Origin of the sequence: Bradyrhizobium paxllaeri (genome assembly GCF_001693515.2) — a bacterium.
Lineage (GTDB): Bacteria > Pseudomonadota > Alphaproteobacteria > Rhizobiales > Xanthobacteraceae > Bradyrhizobium > Bradyrhizobium paxllaeri.
In genome coordinates this window covers 2,876,880-2,900,868 of the sequence record NZ_CP042968.1, presented here as the reverse complement: position 1 = coordinate 2,900,868, position 23,989 = coordinate 2,876,880, and the positions used below count along the sequence as shown (strand labels likewise).

Sequence of the window (23,989 nt, the reverse complement as noted above, 5' to 3'; positions counted from 1 at the left end):
TACCCTCATTCCCGCTGCATTTCCACATCAGGCCGCCCTTTCGCCGGCAGCATGGAAAGCGCTGGCCAGCGCCTGCCCGATCGCGGCCCGCGCCCGCAGGGCATCGGCCACGACATTTCCCATGCGCAGAAATTCATGGATCATGCCCGGATAGATCTGCAGATCGACGGTAACGCCTGCGGCGCGGAGCCTTGCTGCGTAGTCGCGCCCCTCATCCACAAGGGGATCAAATTCGGCCAGCACGATGAGCGCCGGGGGCAGCCCTGAGAGATCTTTTGCAGCGAGCGGCGCAAAGCGCCAGTCATCGCGGTCGGCATCGTCGCGGAGATATTGCCGGAAGAACCAGTCGACGGTGTTGCGTTCCAGGAGATAGCCGGAACCGTACCGCGCGTAGGAATCCGACGTTTGCCGGGGGCTCAGGCCGGGATAGGCGAGAACCTGGAGCACGAGTTGCGGCAGGCTTCTGTTCGCTTTGGCTTCGATGGCGAGCGCTGCGGCAAGCGTCCCGCCGGCGCTGTCGCCGCCGACGGCGACGCGGCCGGCATCCAGTCCCGCCGCGAGGCCCTCGCGACCGATCCAGGCCAGCGCATCGACGACATCCTCGAAGGCGGTCGGAAACTTGTGCTCGGGCGCAAGCCGGTAGCCGACCGACAGCACGGCCGCGCCACTGTCTTCGGCAAGGCCGCGGCACAAGGGCTGATGCGAATCGAGGCTTCCGACGACAAAGCCGCCACCGTGCATATAGAGAAGAACCGGCACCGGATTGCGGTTGCTCGGCTTCTCCTTTGCATAGAGCCGCGTCTCGATCACCACACCATCGCGCATCGGCAGCGAGAGTTGCCGCTCGTAGCCAAGCGCCGGCGGATCGACATCGAGCAGCGGCGACGATGCATCGAAATCGGCCCGCGCCTGAACGGCCGTCAGTTGCGGAAATGGAATGCGGGCGCCGCTTTCGGTGCCCGCCTGCACCATATCGAGCAGTGCTGCGATGTCTGGATCAAGATTCATGGGATTGCTCATTCTGCCGGCTCCGGAACCGTGTCCTGCGACGCTGTCGATGCGGCCTCCTCCGGCACCAGCAGACAGGAGATCTCGTCGAGCAGGCGCGCATCCCTGAGGATTGTGAAATGGTTGTCGCCGACGACGCCGCGATCGACGGCGTCGGGCAATTGCGCCTCCAGCCGGTCGCGCTGTGCCAGTCGGCTTGACGTCCACCAGCACAATGGCCTTGCCGCAAGACGGCGCGGTGGCGTTGCGCTCTGCGTCAGGACCTTGAGATGTCGCCCGACGGCAAAAGCGCCGGCGATGTCGTCGACGCCGAGTGAGCCATCGTCCGTCGATACGCCCTCCCCCGATATCTCTGCGACCAGACGCCGGACGTTCTCCGACGTCTCCGGCAGCCCTGCGGCTTTCGCCTCCTCCACATGTGGAGCGATGCGCGGGGCTGCAGATCGCGGAAGAACCGCCGACAGCAATCCCGCGAGATCATCGATCCAGTGGACCGCCGCTTCCTGCCGGTTTGATCCGCTTTGCTGGCGCAGCACAAAACTGTCGACCATGACAAGACACTCCACTCGCTCTCCGGAACGTTCGAGCTCGGCAGCAACGAGGCTGGCTAGAAGGCCGCCGAGCGACCAGCCGACCAGACTATATGGCCCATGCGGCTGCACCTGCCTGATCTCGTTCGCATAGTCTGCGGCCATCGCATCAAGCGAGCGGTCGCTCCACGAACTGTCGACCAGCATTCTCGACTGCAGCCCGATCACCTGCCGGCGCCCTTCGAGGCGGCGCGCCAGCGGCCCATAATCGAACACGGTGCCGAAGCCGCCATGCACAGAGAATACCGGCTGCGCACCACGAACCGCAGCGTTCAGCGGCAGCAGCGCCGATGGCGCCGTCGCAGCGGCGGAAACGGCGCCGCTATCGGCAAGCAGTGCGCGGATCGTGGGCTTCTGCAGGAGATCGCGCAGCTTGATCTCGATGCCGAACGTCTTGTCCTGCCGGAGCCGGGCCACGACCTTGAGGCTGAGAATCGAATTGCCGCCGAGTTCGAAGAAATTATCGGTGACACCGACCTGCGGCACCTTGAGGATATCGGCCCACAACCGCGCCATCGCGGTTTCGACGGGCCCTTGCGGCGCGACGAAGCTTCGCGCTGTTGCGTCAGGGGCCGGCAGCGCACGCCGGTCGATCTTGCCGCTCGACAAGACCGGCAGCCGCTCCAGCACCATGATCCGCGCCGGCACCATGTAGACCGGCAAGGCCTGCTTCAGGAACGAGGTCAATCGCTCAGCCAGCGCGTCGGCGGCATCTGCCGACGCGTCCCTTGCCGCCTTCGGCGCGACATAGGCAATGAGCTGATTACCCGTCGCACCCGGCAGCGCCACCACGGCCGCCTGCTCGATCTCCTCATGGCGAAGCAGCGTGGTCTGGATTTCTCCAAGCTCGATCCGGAAGCCGTTGACCTTGACCTGGTCATCGCTGCGGCCGAGATACTCGACAGTGCCGTCCTCGCGCCATCGCGCGAGGTCACCGGTACGGTACAGCCGCGCCCCTGGCACCGCCGAGAATGGATCGGGCACGAACCGCTCGGCGGTCATGCCCGCCCTGCCATGATAGCCGCGGGCAACGCCGAAGCCGCCCAGATAAAGCTCGCCGGCGACGCCTGCGGGAATGATGTTGAGGGCGCCATCGAGAATATAAGCGCGGCGGTCGCCGACCGGCACGCCTATCGGCGCGTACGGCGTCTCGCATTCGCCCGCGCCATCGACTTTCCACACCAGCGGCGTGACGACGGTTTCCGTCGGACCGTAGCCATTGATCAGGATGCGTGGCTTCAGGACACGCCTGACCTTGTCAAAGCCCGCCTTCGGCATCGCCTCGCCGCCGAATGAATAGAGCTTGACCGGCGGCGGATTGCCCGCCTGCTCGACCGCTTCCGCGACCTGCTGCAGATAGGCCGGCGGCAAGCCGATATGGCTGACGCGGTGCGCGTGCAGGTTCTCGACCGTCTGCTCCGGCGTCCACAATTCGGCGTCGCGCATCAACAGCCGCGCGCCATGCGACAGAACCGTCAGCCAGCGCTCATGGGCGCCGTCGAAGGCCAGCGACAGGAAATGCAGCTCGCACGAGTTCTCGTCGATCTCGTAAATTCTGCCCGTGACGTGGCAATGCATGGCGAGCGGCCCGTGGGCGACGGCGACGCCCTTGGGCGTTCCCGTCGAACCGGACGTATAGATCAGGTAAGCGAGATTATCGGCATGCAACGCCGCTTGCGGCGCATGGTCCGGCCCCGCATCGAAGTCGAACGTGGAAAGCGGGATTGTTTTAAGACGATCCACGCCGCCTTCGACGTCCACCTGCTCCGCCAGCAGGAACGTGATGCCGGCATCGCGCATGACGAACGTGCGACGCTCGGCTGGAAGCTCCGGATCGAGCGGAACGTACGCTCCACCCGCCTTCAACACGGCCAGCAGCGCAATCATCGTCGCTTCGGTACGTTCGACCACGACACCGACGCGCTGCTCAGGCTTGAGCCCGCGGGCGATCAGATGATGGGCAAGACGGTTGGCCCTGGCATCGAGCGCGCCGAATGAGAGCACCTTGCCGCCGATGGTCAGCGCTGTCCGTTCGGGATGGCGCCTCGCATGGTTGCTGATCGCCTCATGCACCAGCGGCAACGGCGCTGATGGCGTCGCGTGGCGATTGCAATTTTCGGCAAGCGCGGCGTCGATTGCCGTCACCGGATCGATGCTGCCGAGCATGGCCGTTGAGTCGTGCGTCAGCGCAACAAGCAGATGTTCGAACTGCGTCTTGATCTGCGCCGCCTGTGCCGTCGTGAAATGGCTCGGCATATAGGTGTACTCGATCTGCAGCGTGTCCTCGACGAGCACTGACAGGTCCATCGGATAGTTCGTTACGTCGACATTCTTCAGGCCGCTGAACTGCAGCGAGCCGTCGCCCTGGTGCATGCTGCGTTCGATCGGGTAATTCTCGAACACGATGATGCTGTCGAACATCGTCTGCCCGGCGCGGCCGGCCCAGCTCTGGATGTCGTAAAGCGGCGTATGCTCGTAGTCGCGGATCGCCGAATTGCGGTCCTGCAGCGCGCGCAGCCATTCTCCGACCGTGCTGGCCAACGAGGGCGTTTCGATCACGGGCAGCGTGTTGATGAAGAGCCCGAGCATCTGCTGCGATCCGTCGAGATTGGCCGGACGGCCGGCGACGGTAACGCCGAACGTCACAGTCTGCTGGCCGGTGTAGCGTTGCAGCAGCAGCGCCCAGACGCCCTGAACGATGGTGTTGAGCGTGATCCGCTCCCGGCGCGCGAACGCCTTCAACTCCGCGGTCGCGGCCTCTCCAAGCCGCGTATAGCAGCGCTCATGGCCGGATGCCTGGTGGCGGCGCGAACCGAAGGCGTCGGCCAGCTGCGTCGGCTCATCGAAGTCCCTGAGCTGGTCGCGCCAGAACTTTTCGGCCGCCTTGGCGTCCTGCGCCAGCAGCCAGGCGATGTAATCGCGGTAACGCGTCGGGTTCGCCGCGGGCGCGCCGCCGTAATAGCATTGCAGGACTTCGCCGACGAACCTTGCCGAGCTCCAGCCGTCCATCAGGATGTGATGATAGGTCCAGATCAGCCGGTAAAGATCGTCCTCGAGGCGCAACAGCCGCACGCGCTGCAGCGGCGGCATCGAGAGATCGAACTCGGCGGCGCGTTCGCCGGCAAGTGCCGCCGCAATCCGTTCGTCGCTGATCGCCTGCCCGCGCCAGTCTTCCTGTTCGAACGGTGCGACGCCGTCGCGATAGACGGCTTGCAGGGGCGAGCCGGAAAGCTCGCGCCACAGGAATCCGGTCCGAAGCATCTGATGGCGCGCGGTCGCCGCGTGCCATGCCCGGCCCAGGCGTTCGGGGTCGAGGCCGCGTATCTCGACGCTGACCTGATTGACGTAGACGCCGCTGCCGGCGTCGCGCAGACTGTGGAACAGCATGCCCTGCTGCATCGGCGACAACGGGTAGACGTCCTCGATCCGATTCCAGTCCAGACCGAGACGTTGGAGCTGCGCGCTGGATAGGCCCGCGAGCGAGCCGCGTTCCGATGCCGGTGTGTCCTCGGCCGGGCCGACGTCGCGGGACAACGCGGCCAGCGCCTCGATCGTCTGATGCCGGAACACATCGCGCGGCTCGATCGATACGCCTTCGCGGCGCGCACGGCTCACCATCTGAAGCGAGATGATGGAGTCCCCACCAAGCTCGAAGAAATTGTCGGTGACGCCGATGTCGGGCTGGCGCAGCAGGTCGGCCCAGATCGCAGCGAGCTTCGCCTCGGCCGGCGTGCGTGGCGCGACATGCTCGGCCGACGCAAGCTGATCCGGCGCCGGCAGCGCCTTGCGGTCGATCTTGCCGTTCGGCGTCAGCGGCAGCCGGTCCAGCACCACGATCCGCGCCGGCACCATGTAGTCCGGCAGTGCCACCGACAGCGCGGCCTTGAGCGCCGTCGCATCCAGCGATGCCTCGCCGCTGACATAGCCGACGAGCTGGCGCCCCACCCCGGCCTCTCGCGCCACCACCACCGCCGAGCGCACGCCATCCTCTGCCAGGAGCCGCGCCTCGATCTCGCCAAGCTCGATCCGGAAGCCGCGGATCTTCACCTGGTGGTCGGCGCGGCCGATATATTCGAGCACGCCATCCGACCGCCACCGCGCCACGTCGCCGGTGCGGTAGAGCCGCGCGCCCGGCGAGCCAAACGGATCGGGGATGAAGCGCTCCGCCGTCAGCGCGCCGCGCCGCCAATAGCCGCGCGCTAATCCTGCCCTGCCGATGTATAGTTCGCCCGCGACCCCGACCGGTGCGAGATTGAGGTCGTTATCCAGAATGTGCAGCGTGGTGTTGCCGATCGGACCGCCTAGGAAAGGACGGTCGTCGGTAGCATCGAGGCGATGGCGGGCCGACCACACCGTGGTCTCGGTCGGTCCGTACAGGTTCCAGACCTCCCCCGCCTGCGCCACCAGCCGCCGCGCCAAATCCGGCGGCAGCGCCTCGCCGCCGCATAGTACGCGGCAGTTCACCGGCAGCGACGAGCCGTCATGGTCGAGCAGCATCCGCCAGGTCGACGGTGTCGCCTGGATCATGGTCACGCCCTGCCTGGCGACAATGGCCTTGAGCCGGGCCGGATCATGTGCGGCCGCGCGATCCGCCAGCACCACGCAAGCCCCTGTCGTCAGCGGCAGCCACAGCTCCAGCACCGCGATGTCAAAGGACAGCGAGGTCAGGCCGAGCACGCAGTCGCCGGCCGTCATGCCCGGCTGTTCCGCCATGGTCGCCAGAAAATTCGTCACGGCGTCGTGGCGGACCATCACGCCTTTGGGGACGCCGGTCGAGCCCGAGGTGTAGATCACATAGGCGAGGCTCTCGGGATGCACGACGACATCAAGATTGCCTTCATCGCCACCCTCGCCTTCGTCCGCGTCGAGCAGCCAGGCCTCGGCGCCGGTCTCCTTCAGCACGGGGGCGAACTGATCGAGCAGCGTCCGTTGCGTCAGCACCAGCGCCGCGCCGCTGTCGCGCAGCATGTGCGCCAGCCGTTCCGCCGGATAATCCGGATCGAGCGGCAAATAGGCGCCGCCCGCCTTCAGCACCGCCAGCAGCGCCACCATCATCTCGACGCCGCGGTCGAGCGCCAGCCCGACCACGGCGTCGGTTCCGATCCGACGCTTTCGCAGCTTCCGCGCTAGCCGGTTGGCGCGCGCATTCAACGCGCTGTAGCTCAGCTCCGCATCGCCAAACACCAGCGCAATCGCTTCGGGCGATTGGCGGACCTGCGATTCGAACTGGGCGATAATTCCCCGGCGCGGCTCATCGCGGCGCGTGCTGTTGGCCCGGACGAGCAGCGCATCATCTGCGGGATCGCCGGCTACGACCGTGCCGACCGGCCGATCGGCATCGATACTCAACGCCTCCATCAGCCGCACAAAGGCCTGTTGCAGCCGCGCGATCTGCGCCTCATCGAAATGCCGGCGCTGATAGTTGAAGACCAGCCGCAGCCGCTCATCGAGACCGACGCTTGCGAATAGCGGATAGTTGCTGGTTTCGACAATCCTGGTCTCGCCGACGCGAATCTGCCGATTCTTCCCCATCAGCGCGTGATCGACCGGATAGTTCTCGAACACCAGAATGCTGTCGAATAGCGGCCGTCCGGGACGCCCCGCGAGACGCTGAATTTCATAGAGCGGCGTCCAGCCATGCTCCCGCAGCACCAGATTGCGATCCTGCAATTCATGCAGCCACGAGCCAACCCTCTGCTGCGGACTGACGTCGTCGACGACCGGCAACGTGTTGATGAACAGGCCAACCATATCTTCTCCGCCGGCGAGTTCCGGCGGCCGGCCCGACACGGTGACGCCGAAGCAGACCGTGCTCTGCCCGGTATATTGCCGCAGCAACTGCGCCCACGCGGCCTGCACCAGCGTGTTCATCGTGACGCGCTCGCGCGCCGCAAATTGTTGCAACCGCCCGGTCAGCGCGGCATCCAGCTCCAGCGCGCGCATGCCGTGGCCGGACGATTCCGCGTCCACATGCTCCGCCAGGAAGCTCGGCTCATCGAGCCTCGCCATCGCATTGCGCCAGAACGCCGCCGAAGCATCGCTGTCCCGGCTCTGCAGCCACGCAATGTAATCGCGATAACGGTGCTGCAATGCCGGCAGCCGTCCTTCGCCACTATGCTGCATTATCTCGGCAATCAGCCGCGCCGAGCTCCATCCGTCGAGCAGGATGTGATGGTGCGTCCAGATCAGCCAATGACGATCGTCGCCAAGCCGGACTAGCCGCACCCGCTGCAAAGGCGGCCGCGACAGGTCAAACCCCGCCGCCTGCTCCTGCCGCGACATATCGGCCAGCGCGACGTCCAACTCGCGCCGGCCCCACCCGGCAGCCCGCGCGCGCCAGTCCTCTTCGACAAACGGTACTTCCGCACGGCGATAGACAATCTGTTGCGGCGAGCCGGACAGGTCGCGCCAAACAAAGCCGGTTCTCAGCACCGCATGGCGGTCGCTGACCGCCTGCCAGGCGCGACGCAGCCTTGCGGCATCGAGGCCGTGCATTTCCGCAGCAACCTGGTTGACGTAAAGTCCGCGCTCGCCGTCGTGCATCGCATGGAACAGCATGCCCTGCTGCATCGGCGACAAGGGATAGATGTCCTCGACCTCACGCCAATCGAGCCCGAGATGATCGATCTCAGCCTGGCCAAGGCACGACAATGCCACATCCGACGGGGTCAGGCCGCAGGCGCCACTGGTGCAGTGATCGACCAGCTCGCGCAGTGCCGCTTCATACAAGGCCGCCAACCGCGCGATCGTCTCGCGCCGATAGCGCTTGCGACCGAAGCCGAACGAGAGCCGCAACCGGCCGTCGCGCACCGTGCCGTTCACGCTGAGCCAGCGCCGCAACGGGCTGGATGCGTCGCGCGAGGGGCCCGCACTTTCCGCTGCCATGGCAAACAATGCCGCCTCGTCGCTGCCGCCATCGATCTGGCCGAGATAGTTGAAGGCAATTTTGGGCTCGGCACCGCGAGACAGCGCCGCGCGCTGTTCTTCGGAGCCGAGATAGCGCAATACGCCGTAGCCGAGCCCGCGACCGGGAATGCCGCGCAGTTCCTCCTTCACGCTCTTGATCAAAGCGGGCAGCTCTTGCGCGCCGCCGGCCAGCCGCACGGGAAACGCGGTGGTGAACCAGCCGACCGTGCGCGAGATGTCGACATCGCCGAACAGGTCTTCGCGGCCATGACCTTCCAGCTCGACCAAGACCTCATCCTGCCCGCTCCAGCGCCAGACGGCGCGCGTAAGCCCGGCGAGAAGCAGATCATTGATCTGCGTGCGATAGGCGGATGGCGCGTCCGTCAGCAGGCGCTGCGTCCATTCCCGCTCGAATGAGAGCAGCACTTCGTCGGCATCGCCGACACGATCGATGCCGCCATGGTCGTCGTCGCAGGGAATATCCGCGCCTGTGCGGCGATCGACCCAATAGGACAGCTCGGCAGCCAGCGCGGGCGATGTTGCATAGGTCTGCAGCCGCTCACCCCACAAGGCATAGGCATGGCTCTTGGACGGAAGCGCTACCATCGCGTCTTGCTTAAGCTCCGTGTATGCGGCGGCGACATCTTCCAGCAGAATCCGCCATGACACGCCGTCGACAACCAGATGATGGATCGCGATCAGGAAGCGCTGGCTGCCATCGGCGACATCGATGCCGACCGCACGCAGCAGCGGCCCTTCGGATATGGACAGGCCGGCCTGCGCCGACGACGCCAGCGCCGTCACACCCCCGCCATCGACCGCACTTCGGACCCAAAGCAGGTCAGCGGCATCCGGCGCAACGCCGTGCTCCGCGCGCCAGCCTCCCTCACCTTCTTCGAAACGAAGCCGCAGCGCATCATGATGATCGACCACGGCGGCGATCGCGCGTCGCATGACTTCCCAATCGACGCGGTCCTTCGGCCTTAGCAGTACTGCCTGATTCCAGTGATCGCGCCTGCCTGCGTCCTCGGCAAAGAAGCGGGCCTGGATCGGCAGCAGTGAATGCGGGCCAGTGACCTGCCCCTGATCGGCGACCACCTCGCTGCGCTGCTCGGCACGCGCCGCAAGCGCCAGGGCTTCCAGCGTCTGATGCTGAAACACGTCGCGCGGTTCGATCAGGTAACCGGCGCGGCGAGCCCGGCTCACCATCTGCAGCGAGATGATCGAATCGCCACCGAGTTCGAAGAAATTGTCGGCGAGGCCAACGGCGGGCCGACCGAGCAATTCGGCCCAGATCGCTGCGAGCGCCACTTCGGCGGGTGTGCGTGGCGTCTGGTACTCCGCACCAGCGCACGCCATGTCAGGCGCCGGCAGCGCGTGACGATCGATCTTGCCGTTCGGCGCCAGCGGCAGCCGTTCCAGCACCGCGATCCGCGACGGCACCATGTAATCGGGCAGAACGGACGACAACACCGTTCGCAGCGACGCTTCCTCAAGTTCGCCCGCGCCGCTGACGTAACCGACGAGCTGGCGGCCGGCCCCGACCTCGCGCGCCACAACCACCGCGGAGCGGACACCGGGCTGCTCCAGCAGCCGTGCCTCGATCTCGCCAAGCTCGATTCGGAAACCCCGGATCTTGATCTGGTGATCGGAACGCCCGACATATTCAATCGCGCCGTCGACGCGCCACCGCGCCAGATCTCCCGACCGATACAGCCGCTCGCCGGGCCCGCCGAAGGGATCGGGAATGAAACGCTCCGCCGTCAGCTTCTCGCGCCGCCAGTAGCCGCGCGCCAGCCCTTCCCCGCCGATGAACAACTCACCCGTCACGCCGGCCGGGACCATGTTCAGATCGGCATCGAGGATGCGAATGACCGTGCCCGGAATCGGCCGTCCGATCGGCACACGCGCCGCGCCATCGTTGCGGCAGTTCCAGAACGTCGCGTTGATCAACGCTTCGGTCGGACCATAGCGATTATCGAAGCGCACATTTGGGAACGCTGCGAGCACGCGCGCCTTTAGTTCCGCCGACAGGGCTTCGCCGCCGGCAAACAGGCGCTTGAGCGAGACGCAGCGCTCGGCCTGGGGCTCGGCAACAAAATGTTCGAGCATCTGCGGCACGAAATGCAGCGTCGTCACGTCGTGCGCGATAATGGCGTCCGCCAGAAGTCGCGGCTCGCGATGCGCGCCGGGCGCGGCAATCGCAAGTCGTGCGCCGGTCGCGAGCGGCCACAGGATCTCCCAGACCGAGACGTCGAAGCTGAACGGCGTCTTCTGCAGCAAGGTCTCGCCCGCATCGAGGCGATATTCCGTCTGCATCCAGCCGAGCCGCGCAGCAAGGGCACGATGCGAGCAGGCCACGCCCTTGGGCATGCCCGTCGACCCCGACGTGTACATGACATAGGCCAAGCTGTCCGGATGCAGCGCCACCGCGAGATTGCGATCCGACGTTTCCACGCGGACCTTTTCGTCGATGGTCCAGGCCTCAGCATCCGCTCCAGCCATCACCGGCGCCAGGCGCTCCAGTAGCCCGCCTTGAGTCAGTATCAGCGTCGTTCCGCTGTCACGCACCATGTGCAGAAGGCGATCCGACGGATAATCCGGATCGAGCGGCAGATAGGCGCCTCCCGCCTTCAGCACGGCAAGGACACCGACGATCAGCTCGACGCTGCGCTCCAGCGCAAGGCCAACCAGCCGATCACGACCGATGCCATGGTCGCGCAGACGCCGCGCCAAACCATTGGCACGCGCGTTCAGATCGCCATAGCTGACGGCCCGGTCGCTAAACACCAGCGCGATCGCGGATGGCGCGGCAGCCGCGCGTGCCTCAATCTGTGCAACGATGCTGCTGAAATTCGAAGACTTCGCAAGGCCGCCGCTCCAGCCGAGCACTTTTCGCGTCTCATCGGCATTGAGGCCACTGAGTTCACCGAGCGGTCGCGAGGCATCGGCCGCGATCTCGGCCAGGAGGCGCGAGAGAGACGCCTGCAGGTATCTGACCTGGTCGTCATCGAACCGGCCGCGGTCATAGCGGAAGCCCAGATTGATGCCATCGCTCTTGGCGAACACGGCCACCGTCAGCGCATAGTTGGTAATCGAGACCTGCTCGACTTTTCCAAAGCGGCGGCCGCTTTCGTTCTCGCCGCGCAGCGCCTGATCGATCGGATAGTTCTCGAAGACGAGGATATTGTCGAACAGCGCCCGTCCGGATCGGCCCGCGAGACGCTGGATCTCGTAGAGCGGCATCCAGCCGTGATCACGCAGATCGATGTTGCGCTCCTGCAGGTCGCGAAGCCACGCCCCCACATTGGTTTGCGGGTTTGCCCGATCCACGACCGGCAGCGTATTGATGAACAGGCCCACCATATCCTCGGACCCGCGGATCTCTGCCGGCCGGCCCGACACCGTCGCGCCGAAACAGTCCACGCGCTGGCCGGTGTGACGGCGCAACAATTGCGCCCACGCGCCCTGCAGCAGCGTATTCAGCGTGACGCGCTCACGTTTGGCGAACGCCTGAAGTCTTGCCGCCAGATCCGCAGAAAGAAGCAGGTCCAGCGAGCCATGACCTGATCCGTCCGTCGCCGGTCCTCCCAGCGTGTCCGCGAGGAAACCGGGCTCGTCGAGCTCCGCCAATGCCGAGCGCCAGAATGACGTCGACGCATCGCGGTTCTGCTTTTGCAGCCACTCAATGTAGTCGCGGTAGCGCCCCTGCACCGGGGGCAAGCGGCCGCCGCGTTCGTGCTGCAATATCTCGGCCATCAGTCGCGCCGAGCTCCAGCCGTCGAGCAGGATATGGTGGTGCGTCCAGATCAGCCAGTGGCGGTTTTCGTCGAGCCGGATCAGCCGGACGCGCTGCAACGGCGCCTGCGCCAGGTCGAATCCCCGGGCGCGCTCGACCTGCGCAGCACGGGCCAGTGCGGCCTCGCATGCGCTGCGGTCCATGGCGGCGGCCTGTTCGCGCCAATCTTCTTCCAGGAATGGCAGCGTCACATGGCGATAGACCACCTGCTGCGCCGCGCCTGATAGTTCGCGCCAGGCAAAGCCGGTTCGCAGCACCGCATGGCGCGCGCTGACCTCATGCCAGGCGGCGCGCAGCCGGCCGGGATCGAGGCCACGGACTTCGAGGCCGACCTGGTTGACATAATTGCCGCTTTCGCCATCGCGCAGCGCATGGAACAGCATGCCCTGCTGCATCGGCGACAGCGGATAGATGTCCTCGATTTCACGACAATCGATTGCTGCGCCCAATGTGTCGAGATCGGCCTGACTCAATCCCGACAGGGCAAAGTCCGAAGGCGTCATGCCATGGGCGCCGCCCGTGCAGTGGTCGACGAGTTCGCGCAATGCCGCCGCATAGTGCTCGACAAAGCGTTCGATCGTCGCGCGCCGGTAACGCCTGCGGCCGTAGCTGAACGACAACCGCAACTGCCCTTCCCGCACCTGGCCGTTGATGCTGAGCCAGCGGCCAAGCGGCGCGCTGTCGCTGCGTGCCGGCCCGGCGCTTTCGGGCGCAAGGCGGAACGGCGCGCTCTCACCAACGCTGGCATCGAACTGGCCGAGATAGTTGAAGACGATGCGCGGCTCGGCGAGCGTGGCAAGCGCGTTGCGCTGCGCCTCTGTGCCGAGATAGCGCAATATGCCGTAGCCCAGCCCGCGGGCCGGAATCGCCCGGAGCTCTTCCTTGATGGACTTGATCAGCGAAGCGTCGTCACCGGAGCCATCAGGCAGACGTACGGGGAAAGCGGTGGTGAACCAGCCAACGGTGCGGGAAATATCGAGGCCTGCGAAAACATCCTCACGGCCGTGCCCCTCGAGCTCGACAACGACATCCTCAGTTTCAGCCCAGCGAGATACCGCCCGCGCCAGTGCCGCCAGCAAGAGATCATTGACCTGGGTCCGGTACGCCGACGGCGCTTCCTTCAAGAGCCGCGTCGTCAAATCAGCGTCGAACGCCAGCGAAATTTCCTCGCCCTCGGCAACCCGATCGACGCCGCCGTGATCATCGTCGCAGGGCAGATCGGCGCGCGCCCCCCGTTCGAGCCAATAGGACAACTCGGCCGCCAACGCTTCGGTGCCACCATAGGCTCGCAGCCGCGCGGCCCAGGATGTGTAGGACTGGCTCATCGCCAACGCGATCGACGACGCGCTTTGCTGAATCTGTCCGTACGCTGCGGCAAAATCCTCGAGCAGCACGCGCCACGACACGCCATCGATGACGAGATGATGGACGACGACGAGGAGCCGCTGGCTGCCATCGGCAAGGTCCATGCCGACCACGCGCAACAGCGGCCCTGCCAGCGACAGGCTGGCCTGGGCCGCAGCAGCGATTGCCGTCACTTCGGCGGCATCGCGGATACCGCTTCGAATCCACAACAGTTCCGAGATCGCCGGCGCGGCACCATAGGTCGCCCGCCAGGCGCCATCGATCTCCTCGAAGCGAAGACGCAAGGCTGCGTGATGCGCCACGATCGCGGCGACCGTGCGTTCCATGATTGACCAATCGAGCCGTGACTTCGGCATCAGCAGGACGGCCTGGTTCCAGTGATGACGTTCGCCGGCGTCCTCGCTGAAGAACCGCGCCTGGATCGGCAACAGCGGATGCTCGCTGCCCTCAAAATCCTTTTCGGGAGCGACGTCCTTCTCCGGCCGTTCGATGCGCGCTATCAGTGCCAGCTCCTGCAACGTCTGGTGCCGGAAAACGTCACGCGGTTCGATTACGAGGCCCACTTGGCGGGCGCGGCCGACCAGTTGCAGCGAGATGATGGAATCGCCGCCAAGCTCGAAGAAATTGTCGTCGACGCCGATGACAGGCTGGCCAAGCAGCTCGGCCCAGATCGCCGCCAGCGTCGTCTCGACCGCGGTTCGCGGCGCGATATGCGCGGCCGTTGCAACTGATATATCGGGCGCCGGCAGGGCTTCGCGGTCCACCTTGCCGTGGGCCGTGAGCGGCAGCCGCTCGAGCTTCATGATGCGGACCGGCACCATGTAGTCGGGCAGCTCGTCCGAAAGTGCAGCGCGCATCGCCGCTTCATCGAACGCACCGTCACCTGAGACATAGCCGACCAGTTGGCGGCTGGCGCCGGCCTCGCGGGCAACGACGACGGCCGCCTGCACGCCGGCCTGCCGCATCAGCCACGCCTCGATTTCGCCGAGCTCGATCCGGAATCCGCGGATCTTCACCTGATGATCGGAACGGCCGACATATTCGACCACACCATCGGCATGCCATCGCGCCAGATCGCCGGTGCGGTAGAGCCGCCCGCCGGGCTCACCGAAGGGATCGGGAATGAACCGCGCTGCCGTCAGTTCGGCGCGCCGCCAATAGCCGCGCGCCAGTCCTTCGCCGCCGATGAACAATTCGCCGGTTACGCCGACCGGCACGATGTTGAGATCACTGTCCAGAATGTAGGCCGAGCGGCGTCCGACCGGACGGCCGATCGGCGCGTAGTTGCCGTCGATTTCTTCGCTGGCGTCGACCTTCCAGACCAGCGGCGTCACCACCGTTTCGGTCGGGCCGTAGCCGTTGATCAATGTCCGAGGCTTGAGCGCGCGCTTGACCTTGTCGAAGCCGGCCTTCGGCATGGCCTCGCCGCCGAAGGAATACAGCTCGACCGGCGGCGGATCGCCGCGCCAGGCCGCAAAGTCGGCAAGCTGCTGCAGATAGGCCGGCGGGAAGCCGGCGTTGGTGACGCGCTGCCGGCGCAGTACGTCGAGCGTCTGCTCGGCCGACCACAGGTCAGCATCGCGCATCACGAGCGCGGCGCCGCAAGTCAGAGCCGTCCAGAGCCGCTCATGGGCGCCGTCGAAAGTAAAGGACAGGAAGTGCAGTTCGCGCGAGTGCCGGTCCATATCGTAGAGACCGGCGGTCACCTCGCAATGCATCGCGAACGGCCCGTGCTCGACCGCGACACCCTTCGGAATACCGGTGGAGCCCGAGGTATAGATCACATAGGCAAGGCTTGTTGGAGCCACCGCGATATCAGGATCGCTCTCGGCCTCACGATCAAGATCGGTCGCATCGAGTGGAATAACGTCGATCCCGGGCGACGGCGACGTCAGCGCTGAACCTTCTGCATCGACCAGCACGAATCGCGCGCCGGCGTCGCGCATGGTGCTGAGCTGCCGCTTCGCCGGATGCTCGGGATCGAGCGGCAGATAGGCTGCGCCCGTCTTCAAGATGGCAAGCAAGGCTATAACGAGCGACGGCGAACGCCGTGCCGAAATGCCGACGAGGTCGGAGCGACCAACGCCCAAGCGGATCAGACGGTGCGCGAGCCTGTTGGCGCGACGATCAAGCTCGGTATAGGAGATTACCTCGTCGCCGAAGATCAGCGCCGGCGCATCGGGCGTTTCACGGGCAGACCGGGCAACCGTTTGATGCACCGGCGCGAACGGCGTGGCCGTCCCGGCATCCACCCCGTTCCACTGGCGAAGCCTGGTCCATTCCTGTTCGGAAAGCAGCGCAAGGCCCGCGATCGGCTGCGCGCCGTCCTCAACCATTGCCTTCAGGATCGTGATCCAGTGCGACGCAAGGCGCTCGATCGTTGCCGTCTCGAACAACGCGGTTGCGTAAGTGAAGATCGCACGGATTTCGCCTGACGGCCCCTCCTCGCTGTCGAGCGCGAGGTCGAACTTGACCGTTTCGATCTCCGGCTCGACCTTTTCGATCCGAAGCCCGGTCCGGTCAGGCGGACTACGCGATCCGCGCTGGCGCTGGTGGTTATAGAGAACCTGGAAGAGCGGATTCTGGCTCAGGCTGCGCTTGGGCTGCAGGATCTCGAGCAATCGCTCAAGCGGAAGGTCCTGGTTCTCCTGCGCTTCGACCGTGGCCGAATGGACCGATGCAATGAAGTCCGCAATCGACGCGCGCCCGTCGATCTCAGTGCGAAGCACCTGGGTGTTGACGAACAGCCCGATCACGCCGCGCGTTTCATCGCGGTGGCGATTGGCGACGGGCACGCCGACGCTAATGTCGGACTGGCCGGTGTAACGATAAAGCAGCAGCTTGAAGCTCGCCAGCAGGACGGTAAACAATGTCGTCTGATGCTTGCGCGCCAGCGCGCGCAAACCATCGGCCAGCACCGGATCGAGCGTCATGCGAAGCGCGGCTCCAGCGAGGTCAGGAACCGCCGGCCGCGCCCGGTCGATCGGAAGCTGCAGCACGGCCGGGTCCTTGAGACGGCTGGTCCAATACTTGACCTGCCGCTCGCCATCGACGGCGTTCATCCAGAGCCGCTGCCAGTCGGCATAGTCGGCGTATTCGATCTCAGGTTCCTGCACCGCTGGCGTCTCGGCACACGCAGCCGCCGCGTACAGTTTCCAGAACTCGTCGACCAGCACGCCCATCGACCAGCCATCGGCCACGATGTGGTGCAGGCTGACGACGAGAAAATGGTCGTCCTCGGCCAGTGTCAGCAGTGCTACGCGCATCAGCGGGCCGGCTTCGAGATCGAAAGGCCGCGCGGCTTCCTGCCGCGCCAGCAGGCGCGCCTGCCCTTCACGGTCATCGCCATCAAGCATCACCTGCCGCAACGCGACCGGTTGCGGATCGAGCACGATCTGCTCGGCTTCCCTGCCCTCTTGCCGAAACACCGTACGAAGCGCGCTGTGGCGGGCAATCAGCGTATCGAACGCCTGCTGCAGCGCCTGTAGTTGAAGCTTGCCGCGCACCCGCGCGGTCGCCGAGATGTTATAGGCGGCGCTATCCGGATCCATCCGCCACAGGAACCAGAGGCGCGATTGTGCAAAGGACAGCGGCGCCCGTGTCCGCTCCTGGCGCGCAATCGGCAGCATCGCGAGATTGACGCCCTTCGCCGCGAGCTGCGTCAGGAACGCATGCTGCTTGTTGGCATCGAGGCGCATCAAGCGCTGGGAGATGTCGCGGAGTTGCTGCTTCTGCGTGGCGGCGGTATCACTCATCGGCAAGTTCGACTTCCTTCAACATGTCGAGCATCGCGGCGATGTCGTCGCTGCGCTTGTCGGCCTCGATCTCGGGCGCGAGCGCAGCCGCCATGGTTTCGACGGTCGTCATTTCAAACAGCCGGTTCAGCGGCAGGTCATGGCCGAGATCGCGCTTGATGCGGCTGACGAGCTGGACGGCAATGAGAGAGTCGCCACCGAGCTCGAAGAAATTGTCGGTGACGCCGATGTCTGTCTGGCGCAGCAGATCGGCCCAGATCGCAGCGAGCTTCGCCTCGGCTGGCGTGCGCGGCGCGACATGCTCGGCCGACGCAAGCTGATCCGGCGCCGGCAGCGCCTTGCGGTCGATCTTGCCGTTCGGCGTCAGCGGCAGCCGGTCCAGCACCACGATCCGCGCCGGCACCATGTAATCCGGCAACGCCGACGACAGCGCGGTCTTCAAGGTTGATCCATCGAGCGACGCTTCGCCGCTGACATAGCCGACGAGCTGACGCCCCACTCCGGCCTCGCGGGCGATGACCACCGCCGAGCGCACGCCATCCTGTGCCATTAGCCGGGCCTCGATCTCGCCAAGCTCGATCCGGAAGCCGCGGATCTTCACCTGGTGGTCGGCCCGGCCGATATATTCGAGCACGCCATCCGACCGCCACCGCGCCACGTCGCCGGTGCGATAGAGCCGCGCTCCGGGCGAGCCAAACAGATCGGGGATGAAGCGCTCCGCCGTCAGCGCGCCGCACCGCCAGTAGCCGCGCGCCAGGCCCAAGCCGCCGATATAGAGCTCGCCGGCGACGCCGACCGGCGCGAGGTTGAGATCGTTATCCAGAATGTGCAGCGTGGTGTTGCCGATCGGGCCGCCCAGCACGGGACGATCATCCTGCGCATCGAGGCGATGGCGGGCCGACCACACCGTGGTCTCGGTCGGTCCGTACAGGTTCCAGACTTCGCCGGCCTGCGCCACCAGCCGCCGCGCCAGATCCGGCGGCAGCGCCTCGCCGCCGGCGAGCACCCGGCAGTTCGCCGGCAGCGATGAGCCGTCATGATCGAGCAGCATCCGCCAGGTCGACGGTGTCGCCTGGATCATGGTCACGCCCTGCCTCGCGACAATGGCCTTGAGCCGGGCCGGATCATGTGCGGCCGCGCGATCCGCCAGCACCACGCAGGCCCCGAGCGTCAACGGCAGCCACAGCTCCAGCACCGCAATATCAAAGGACAGCGAGGTCAGGCCGAGCACGCAGTCGTCGGCCGTCATGCCCGGCTGCTCCGCCATGCTCGCCAAAAAGTTCGTCACGGCGTCGTGGCGGACCATCACGCCTTTGGGGACGCCGGTCGAGCCCGAGGTGTAGATCACATAGGCGAGGCTTTCGGGATGCACGACGACATCAAGATTGCCTTCATCGCCACCCTCGCCTTCGTCCTCATCGAGCAGCCAGGCCTCGGCGCCGGTCTCCTTCAGCACGGGGGCGAACTGATCGAGCAGCGTCCGTTGCGTCAGCACCAGCGCCGCGCCGCTGTCGCGCAGCATGTGCGCCAGCCGTTCCACCGGATAATCCGGATCGAGCGGCAAATAGGCGCCGCCGGCCTTCAGCACCGCCAGGAGCGCCACCATCATCTCGACGCCGCGGTCGAGCGCCAGCCCGACCACGGCGTCGGTTCCGATCCGACGCCTTCGCAGCTTCCGCGCTAGCCGGTTGGCGCGCGCATTCAACGCGCTGTAGCTCAGCTCCGCATCGCCAAACACCAGTGCAATCGCTTCGGGCGATTGGTGGACCTGCGATTCGAACTGTTCGACGAATGAGCGATCTCGCGGATAGTGAGCGTTCGTTTGATTCCACGTCTCCAGCAAAAATCGGCGCTCTTCGTTCGGTAGAACATCCAGTTGCCGGACCGGAGAGCGTGGCGCCTGCTCCAGCGTCCCAGCCAGTTGATCCAGCGCCTGCTGCATCAAGGCGCAGATGCGATCGGCCGAGAGCGGATGGACGACCTGAGCGGTCAGGCCGAGCGCCTCACCATAATCCTCGACTGCCATCATCAGGGGATAGTTGGTACGCTCCTCGCCGCCGAGCCACTCGATGCCGTGCAGGCCCGCGCCATTCTGATCCGCGGACGACGCCTCCGGCTTCGCATTGTGCCGGTAGTTCAGGATCGAGCTGAACAGGGGCGCCGGCGCGGCGACGCCGCTGCACCGTTGCGCGAGCGCCAGCGAGGCATGCTCATGCGCCATCAGTTCAGCCAGCCGGGCATGCGCCCCGCGAATGCTGTCCTCGACCGTCGTGCCGTCGAGATCGAGCCGCAGCGGCAATGTGTTGATGAACAGGCCCATGGTGCGATCGCCACCAGCGCCCGCGTGCATGCGGCCGAACAGGACGGTGCCGAACACGACGTGCTCGCGGTCGCTGCTTCGCGCCACCACCTGACCCCAGGCAAGATGGCAAAGGCTGGCAAGGCTCACGCCCATCCGCCGCGCCAGCGCGCGAAGCCTTGCGCTGAGCTGATCCGGCAGCATTCGCCGCGCTTCGGTTATTCCGCCACCGTCACCATGCACCCGGTCGAGGCCAAACGGAGTGGTCGGCTCGTCGATATCGGCCAGCATGCCTCGGAAGAAGCGTTCGTGCTCCGCGGCAGCCGCCGATCCGCGCGATTGTGCCACCAGATTTCGGAACGGATATGGGGCCGAAAGCTCGTGACCGCGCCCGGACAATATCTTCCGGACTTCGTCGTGCATCCCCTCCAGCGTCGAATGATCGCCGACTAGATGATGCAGCAACACCAAGAGCAGCCAGCGCTTGTTGTCAGGATCGCGTGCGATGGCAAATCGCAGCAGCGGCGCCTGACCAAGATCGATTCGATGGCGGCGCGGGTCGAAGCGCCGCGCAAGCTCTTCATGCGCGGGACTTTCGCCGTCCAGCACCACCTCGCTGACATCAACGGAAGCCTTTCGCCAGACCACCTGCGCCGGCGCGGACAACCCGTCCCACGCAATGGACGTGCGCAGAATGTCGTGGCGGTCGATGACCTGCTGAACGGCGGCGAGATAGCGGTCGAGCAAGTCGCGGCTTGCAAACGCCATCTGGCCGACCAGCAAGTATGGATCGCCTTCCTTCGAGAGCAGATGGTGAAACAGGATGCCATCCTGCAGTGACGACAGCCCGTAAATGTCCTGGATGTTGGCAACGCCGCCGGGCACTTTGGCCGCGATGCTCTCGATGTCGGACTGTGTCAGCGCGATCAGCGGCAACATCTCAGGCGTAATCGCCGTCGTCCGCGGCGTGATCAGGTTGGCCGGAATGTCGGCTTCTCCACCGTCGTCGAGACCGGCGGCGAAATCGGCCAGCAGCGGTTTTGCAAACAGCATGCGCACATCGGCGCGGAGCGAATGACGCTGCAGCCGTTCCAGCATGCGGATCGCGAGCAGCGAGTGACCACCCAGTTCAAAGAAGTGATCGTTGCGCCCGATCCGCTCGACGCCCAACAGCTCGGCCCAGGTCCCGGCAACGACCTCCTCGATCTCGCCTTGCGGTGGCTCGAAGCTGCGCCTTGCAAACGCATCATCCTCCGGCGCCGGCAGCGCCTTGCGATCGACCTTGCCGTTCGGCGTCAGCGGCAGCGCATCCAGCCGGACGAAGGCCGATGGCACCATGTATTCCGGCAGGCACGCACGAAGATGGCTGCGCATCGCGGCCGCGAATTCACCGGCATCGATCGTTGCGTCATCGCGCCGACGCGCGGCTAGATAGGCGACCAGCCGCGGGTCGCCGGTGTGATCGTGACGCACCAGCACCACCGAATCGGACACACCGGGATGCTCGTTGAGACGAAACGCGATCTCGCCGAGTTCGATGCGAAAGCCGCGGATCTTGACCTGGTGATCGTTGCGACCAAGGAATTCGATATTGCCATCCGGCAGATAACGGCCGAGATCGCCGGTGCGATACATGCGCGCGGTCGCATCGCCCGCAAAGGGATCGCGCACGAAGCGCTCCGCCGTCAGATCGGCGCGATTGAGATAGCCGCGAGCGACCCCTGCCCCGCCGATATAGATCTCACCGATCGCCCCGAGCGGAACTGGCGCGCCAAACCTGTCCAGCAGATAGATCCGCGTATTCGGAAGCGGGCGGCCGATCGGAACGACGTCGTCACCAAAGCCCGCCGGCCGCCGCCAGGTGGTGGCGCAGACCGTTGCTTCCGTCGGCCCATAGCCGTTGAAGACGGCAACCCCTGAAGGCAGTCCCTTGACGAGTTCAGCCTTGGGCAATTCGCCGGCGAGAACGAGCACTCGCAGCGACGCCAGCCTGTCGAGATCGTTGCGCCCTTGCAGCATCGCCGGCGGCAAAGTCGCATGCGTGATCGCGTTATCCGCGAGGTAGCCGAGCAGTACCGAGGCGTTTTGATGCTCGCGCGGTCCGACGAGAAACAGCGAAGCCTCCGAGCACAGCGCCATGACAATTTCCCAGGTGCTGGCGTCGAAACTGAGGGAGGCAAACTGCACAACACGGCTGCGTGGAGAAACCTCGAACAGCGCGCGCTGCGTCAGCGCCAGGTTTACTAGGCCGCGATGTTCGACCATCACCCCCTTTGGCCTTCCGGTCGAACCGGACGTGTAAATGATGTAGGCGAGATGCCGCGATGTAAGCCCTGTAATAGCCGGAGCGGATGACGCCAGGCCGGCGATGGCCGAAGCGCTCGCCTCCAGATCCAAAACCTCGCACGCCGCATTCGCGAATATCGCGCGTCCGATATGATCCACGACCAGCAGTTTCGGCTTGGCGTCCCCGACGATCTGCCGCAGCCGCTCCGCCGGATAGGTCGGATCGAGCGGCAGATAGGCACCGCCCGCCTTGAGTACGGCCAGCAGGCTGACCACCATAGAGATGCCGCGCTGCAGGCAGATTGCGACCGATTGGTCCGGACCGACGCCCAAGGCGATCAAATGTCGCGCGAGCTGATTGGCCCTTGCATCCAGTTCGCCATAGCTCAGGCGAACGTCCTCGTGAACCAGCGCAACGGCTTCGGGCGCCCTCCGAACCTGCTCGGTAAACAGCTCGTGGATACAGCGCTCGGACGGGAACAGCGCAGCGGTCTCGTTCCATGTGTCCAGAATGAGTCTGCGCTCCTCGGCGCCGACGATATCGATGCGATCGACGATCTGATCCGCATCGGCAACCACCGCGCGCAGCACGGCCAGCAAGTAATCCCGGTGACGCCTGATCGTCGCTTCGTCAAACAGCGCCGTTGCATAGTTCAGGGTGCCGGCGATGCGCCCATCCACCTCGCCCAGATTGAGCTCGAGGTCGAACTTGACCTGCTGCAGCGGGATATCGGCGATCTCGGCCGTGAGACCGGGCAGCTCGAGGACTGCCGCTTCGTTATTCTGCCAGGCGAACACGACCTGGAAGACTGGCGGATGCTCCAGCCGCCGCGGCGGCTGAATGATCTCGACGAGCTGCTCGAACGGTAGGTCCTGATGATCCTGGGCCGCAAGCGCCGCAGTGCGGACGCGGCCGAGCAGTCCCGCCACGCTCGGCTCCGCCGTCAGGTCCACACGGAGCGCCAGCATGTTGACGAAGAAGCCGGCCAGGCCCTCGATCTCACGCCGGTTGCGGCCGGCCGTCGGCGTACCGATCACGAGGTCGGTCTGCCCGGAAAGCTTTGACAACACCGCCGCCCATGCCGCCAATACCGTCATGAATGCCGTCGTGCGGTGCGTTTGGCTGAGCCGCCTGATGCCGAGCGCCAGATCGGCATCGATCTCGATCGGCAGCGAGGCGCCGGCGAGCGACCTCTCCGGCGATCGCGGCCGGTCGGTCGGCAATTCCAGCACGGCGGGCGCATCCGCCAGCGCCTGACGCCAATAATCGACCTGCCGCTGCAACCGTTCACCCCCAAGCCACTGCCGCTGCCAGGCAGCGTAGTCCGGATACTGAATCGCCAGTGGCGGCAGCGGGTCGTCCTGGCCGGCCGCGAATGCCCGGTAAAGCGTGCCGAGCTCGCGCACGAGCACCGCCATCGACCAGCCGTCGGATATGATGTGATGCTGCGTGAGCAGGAAGAGATACTTGCTCTCCGCGGTCCGGATCAAGCGACCGCGGATCAATGGCCCGTTGGCGAGATCGAACGGCGCACCGGCTTCCTCGCGGCACAGGCGCGCAAGTTCCTGTTCGATATCGTCGTGACCGCGCAGATCATGTTCGAGTACCGGAAGATGTTCGTGGGCCGGCAACAGTTCCACCCGCGGCTGCCCGTCAACCACGCGAAAGACACTGCGTAGCGCCTCGTGACGCGCAAACAACCGGTCGAGGCTCCGGCGCCATGCCCCGGCGTCGAGATCTCCCGAAAGGCGCAGTGCGCCGCGAATATGATAATTGGAATTGGCGCCATCGAGCTGCGCCAGCAGCCAAAGCCGCTGCTGCGCAAAGGACAGTTCCAGTGGACCATCGCGTGGTACCGTCGGAATCGAACTGGCACCACTCCTGTTGGCATTCTTGCCGCGGTCTCTCGCCAGTGACAGGAGCTTCCTTACCTGGGCGGAATCCAGATCGCGTAGATTCGGCTTTGCTGCATCAGCCATA

3 protein-coding genes are annotated in these 23,989 nt (G+C 65.5%); all 3 read right to left on the bottom strand.

What is annotated here, in order from left to right:
• Positions 1–27 precede the first annotated feature (27 nt).
• From LMTR21_RS13455 to LMTR21_RS13445, 3 genes are read right to left on the bottom strand one after another with little or no spacing between them, the layout of a single operon-like run.
• Complete coding sequence (locus LMTR21_RS13455; protein WP_246175451.1) at positions 28–1,020, bottom strand: alpha/beta hydrolase; 993 nt, start codon at positions 1,018–1,020, stop codon at positions 28–30.
• Positions 1,017–17,423, bottom strand: coding sequence for a non-ribosomal peptide synthase/polyketide synthase (locus LMTR21_RS13450; protein ID WP_148635967.1), 16,407 nt, complete (start codon positions 17,421–17,423; stop codon positions 1,017–1,019). The genes LMTR21_RS13455 and LMTR21_RS13450 overlap by 4 nt, the downstream gene beginning before the upstream one ends.
• Positions 17,416–23,988: a non-ribosomal peptide synthetase gene (locus LMTR21_RS13445; RefSeq protein WP_148635966.1), complete on the bottom strand. Its 6,573-nt coding sequence runs from the start codon at positions 23,986–23,988 to the stop codon at positions 17,416–17,418. Before LMTR21_RS13445 ends, LMTR21_RS13450 begins: the two co-directional genes overlap by 8 nt.
• Between the last annotated feature and the right edge of the window lies 1 nt (position 23,989).

What these genes read in the sequence shown, in the direction of transcription:
- LMTR21_RS13455 (WP_246175451.1), bottom strand. Translation starts at nt 1,020, where the DNA reads ATGAGCAATCCCATGAATCTTGATCCAGACATCGCAGCACTGCTCGAT.
- LMTR21_RS13450 (WP_148635967.1), bottom strand. Translation starts at nt 17,423, where the DNA reads ATGAGTGATACCGCCGCCACGCAGAAGCAGCAACTCCGCGACATCTCC.
- LMTR21_RS13445 (WP_148635966.1), bottom strand. Translation starts at nt 23,988, where the DNA reads ATGGCTGATGCAGCAAAGCCGAATCTACGCGATCTGGATTCCGCCCAG.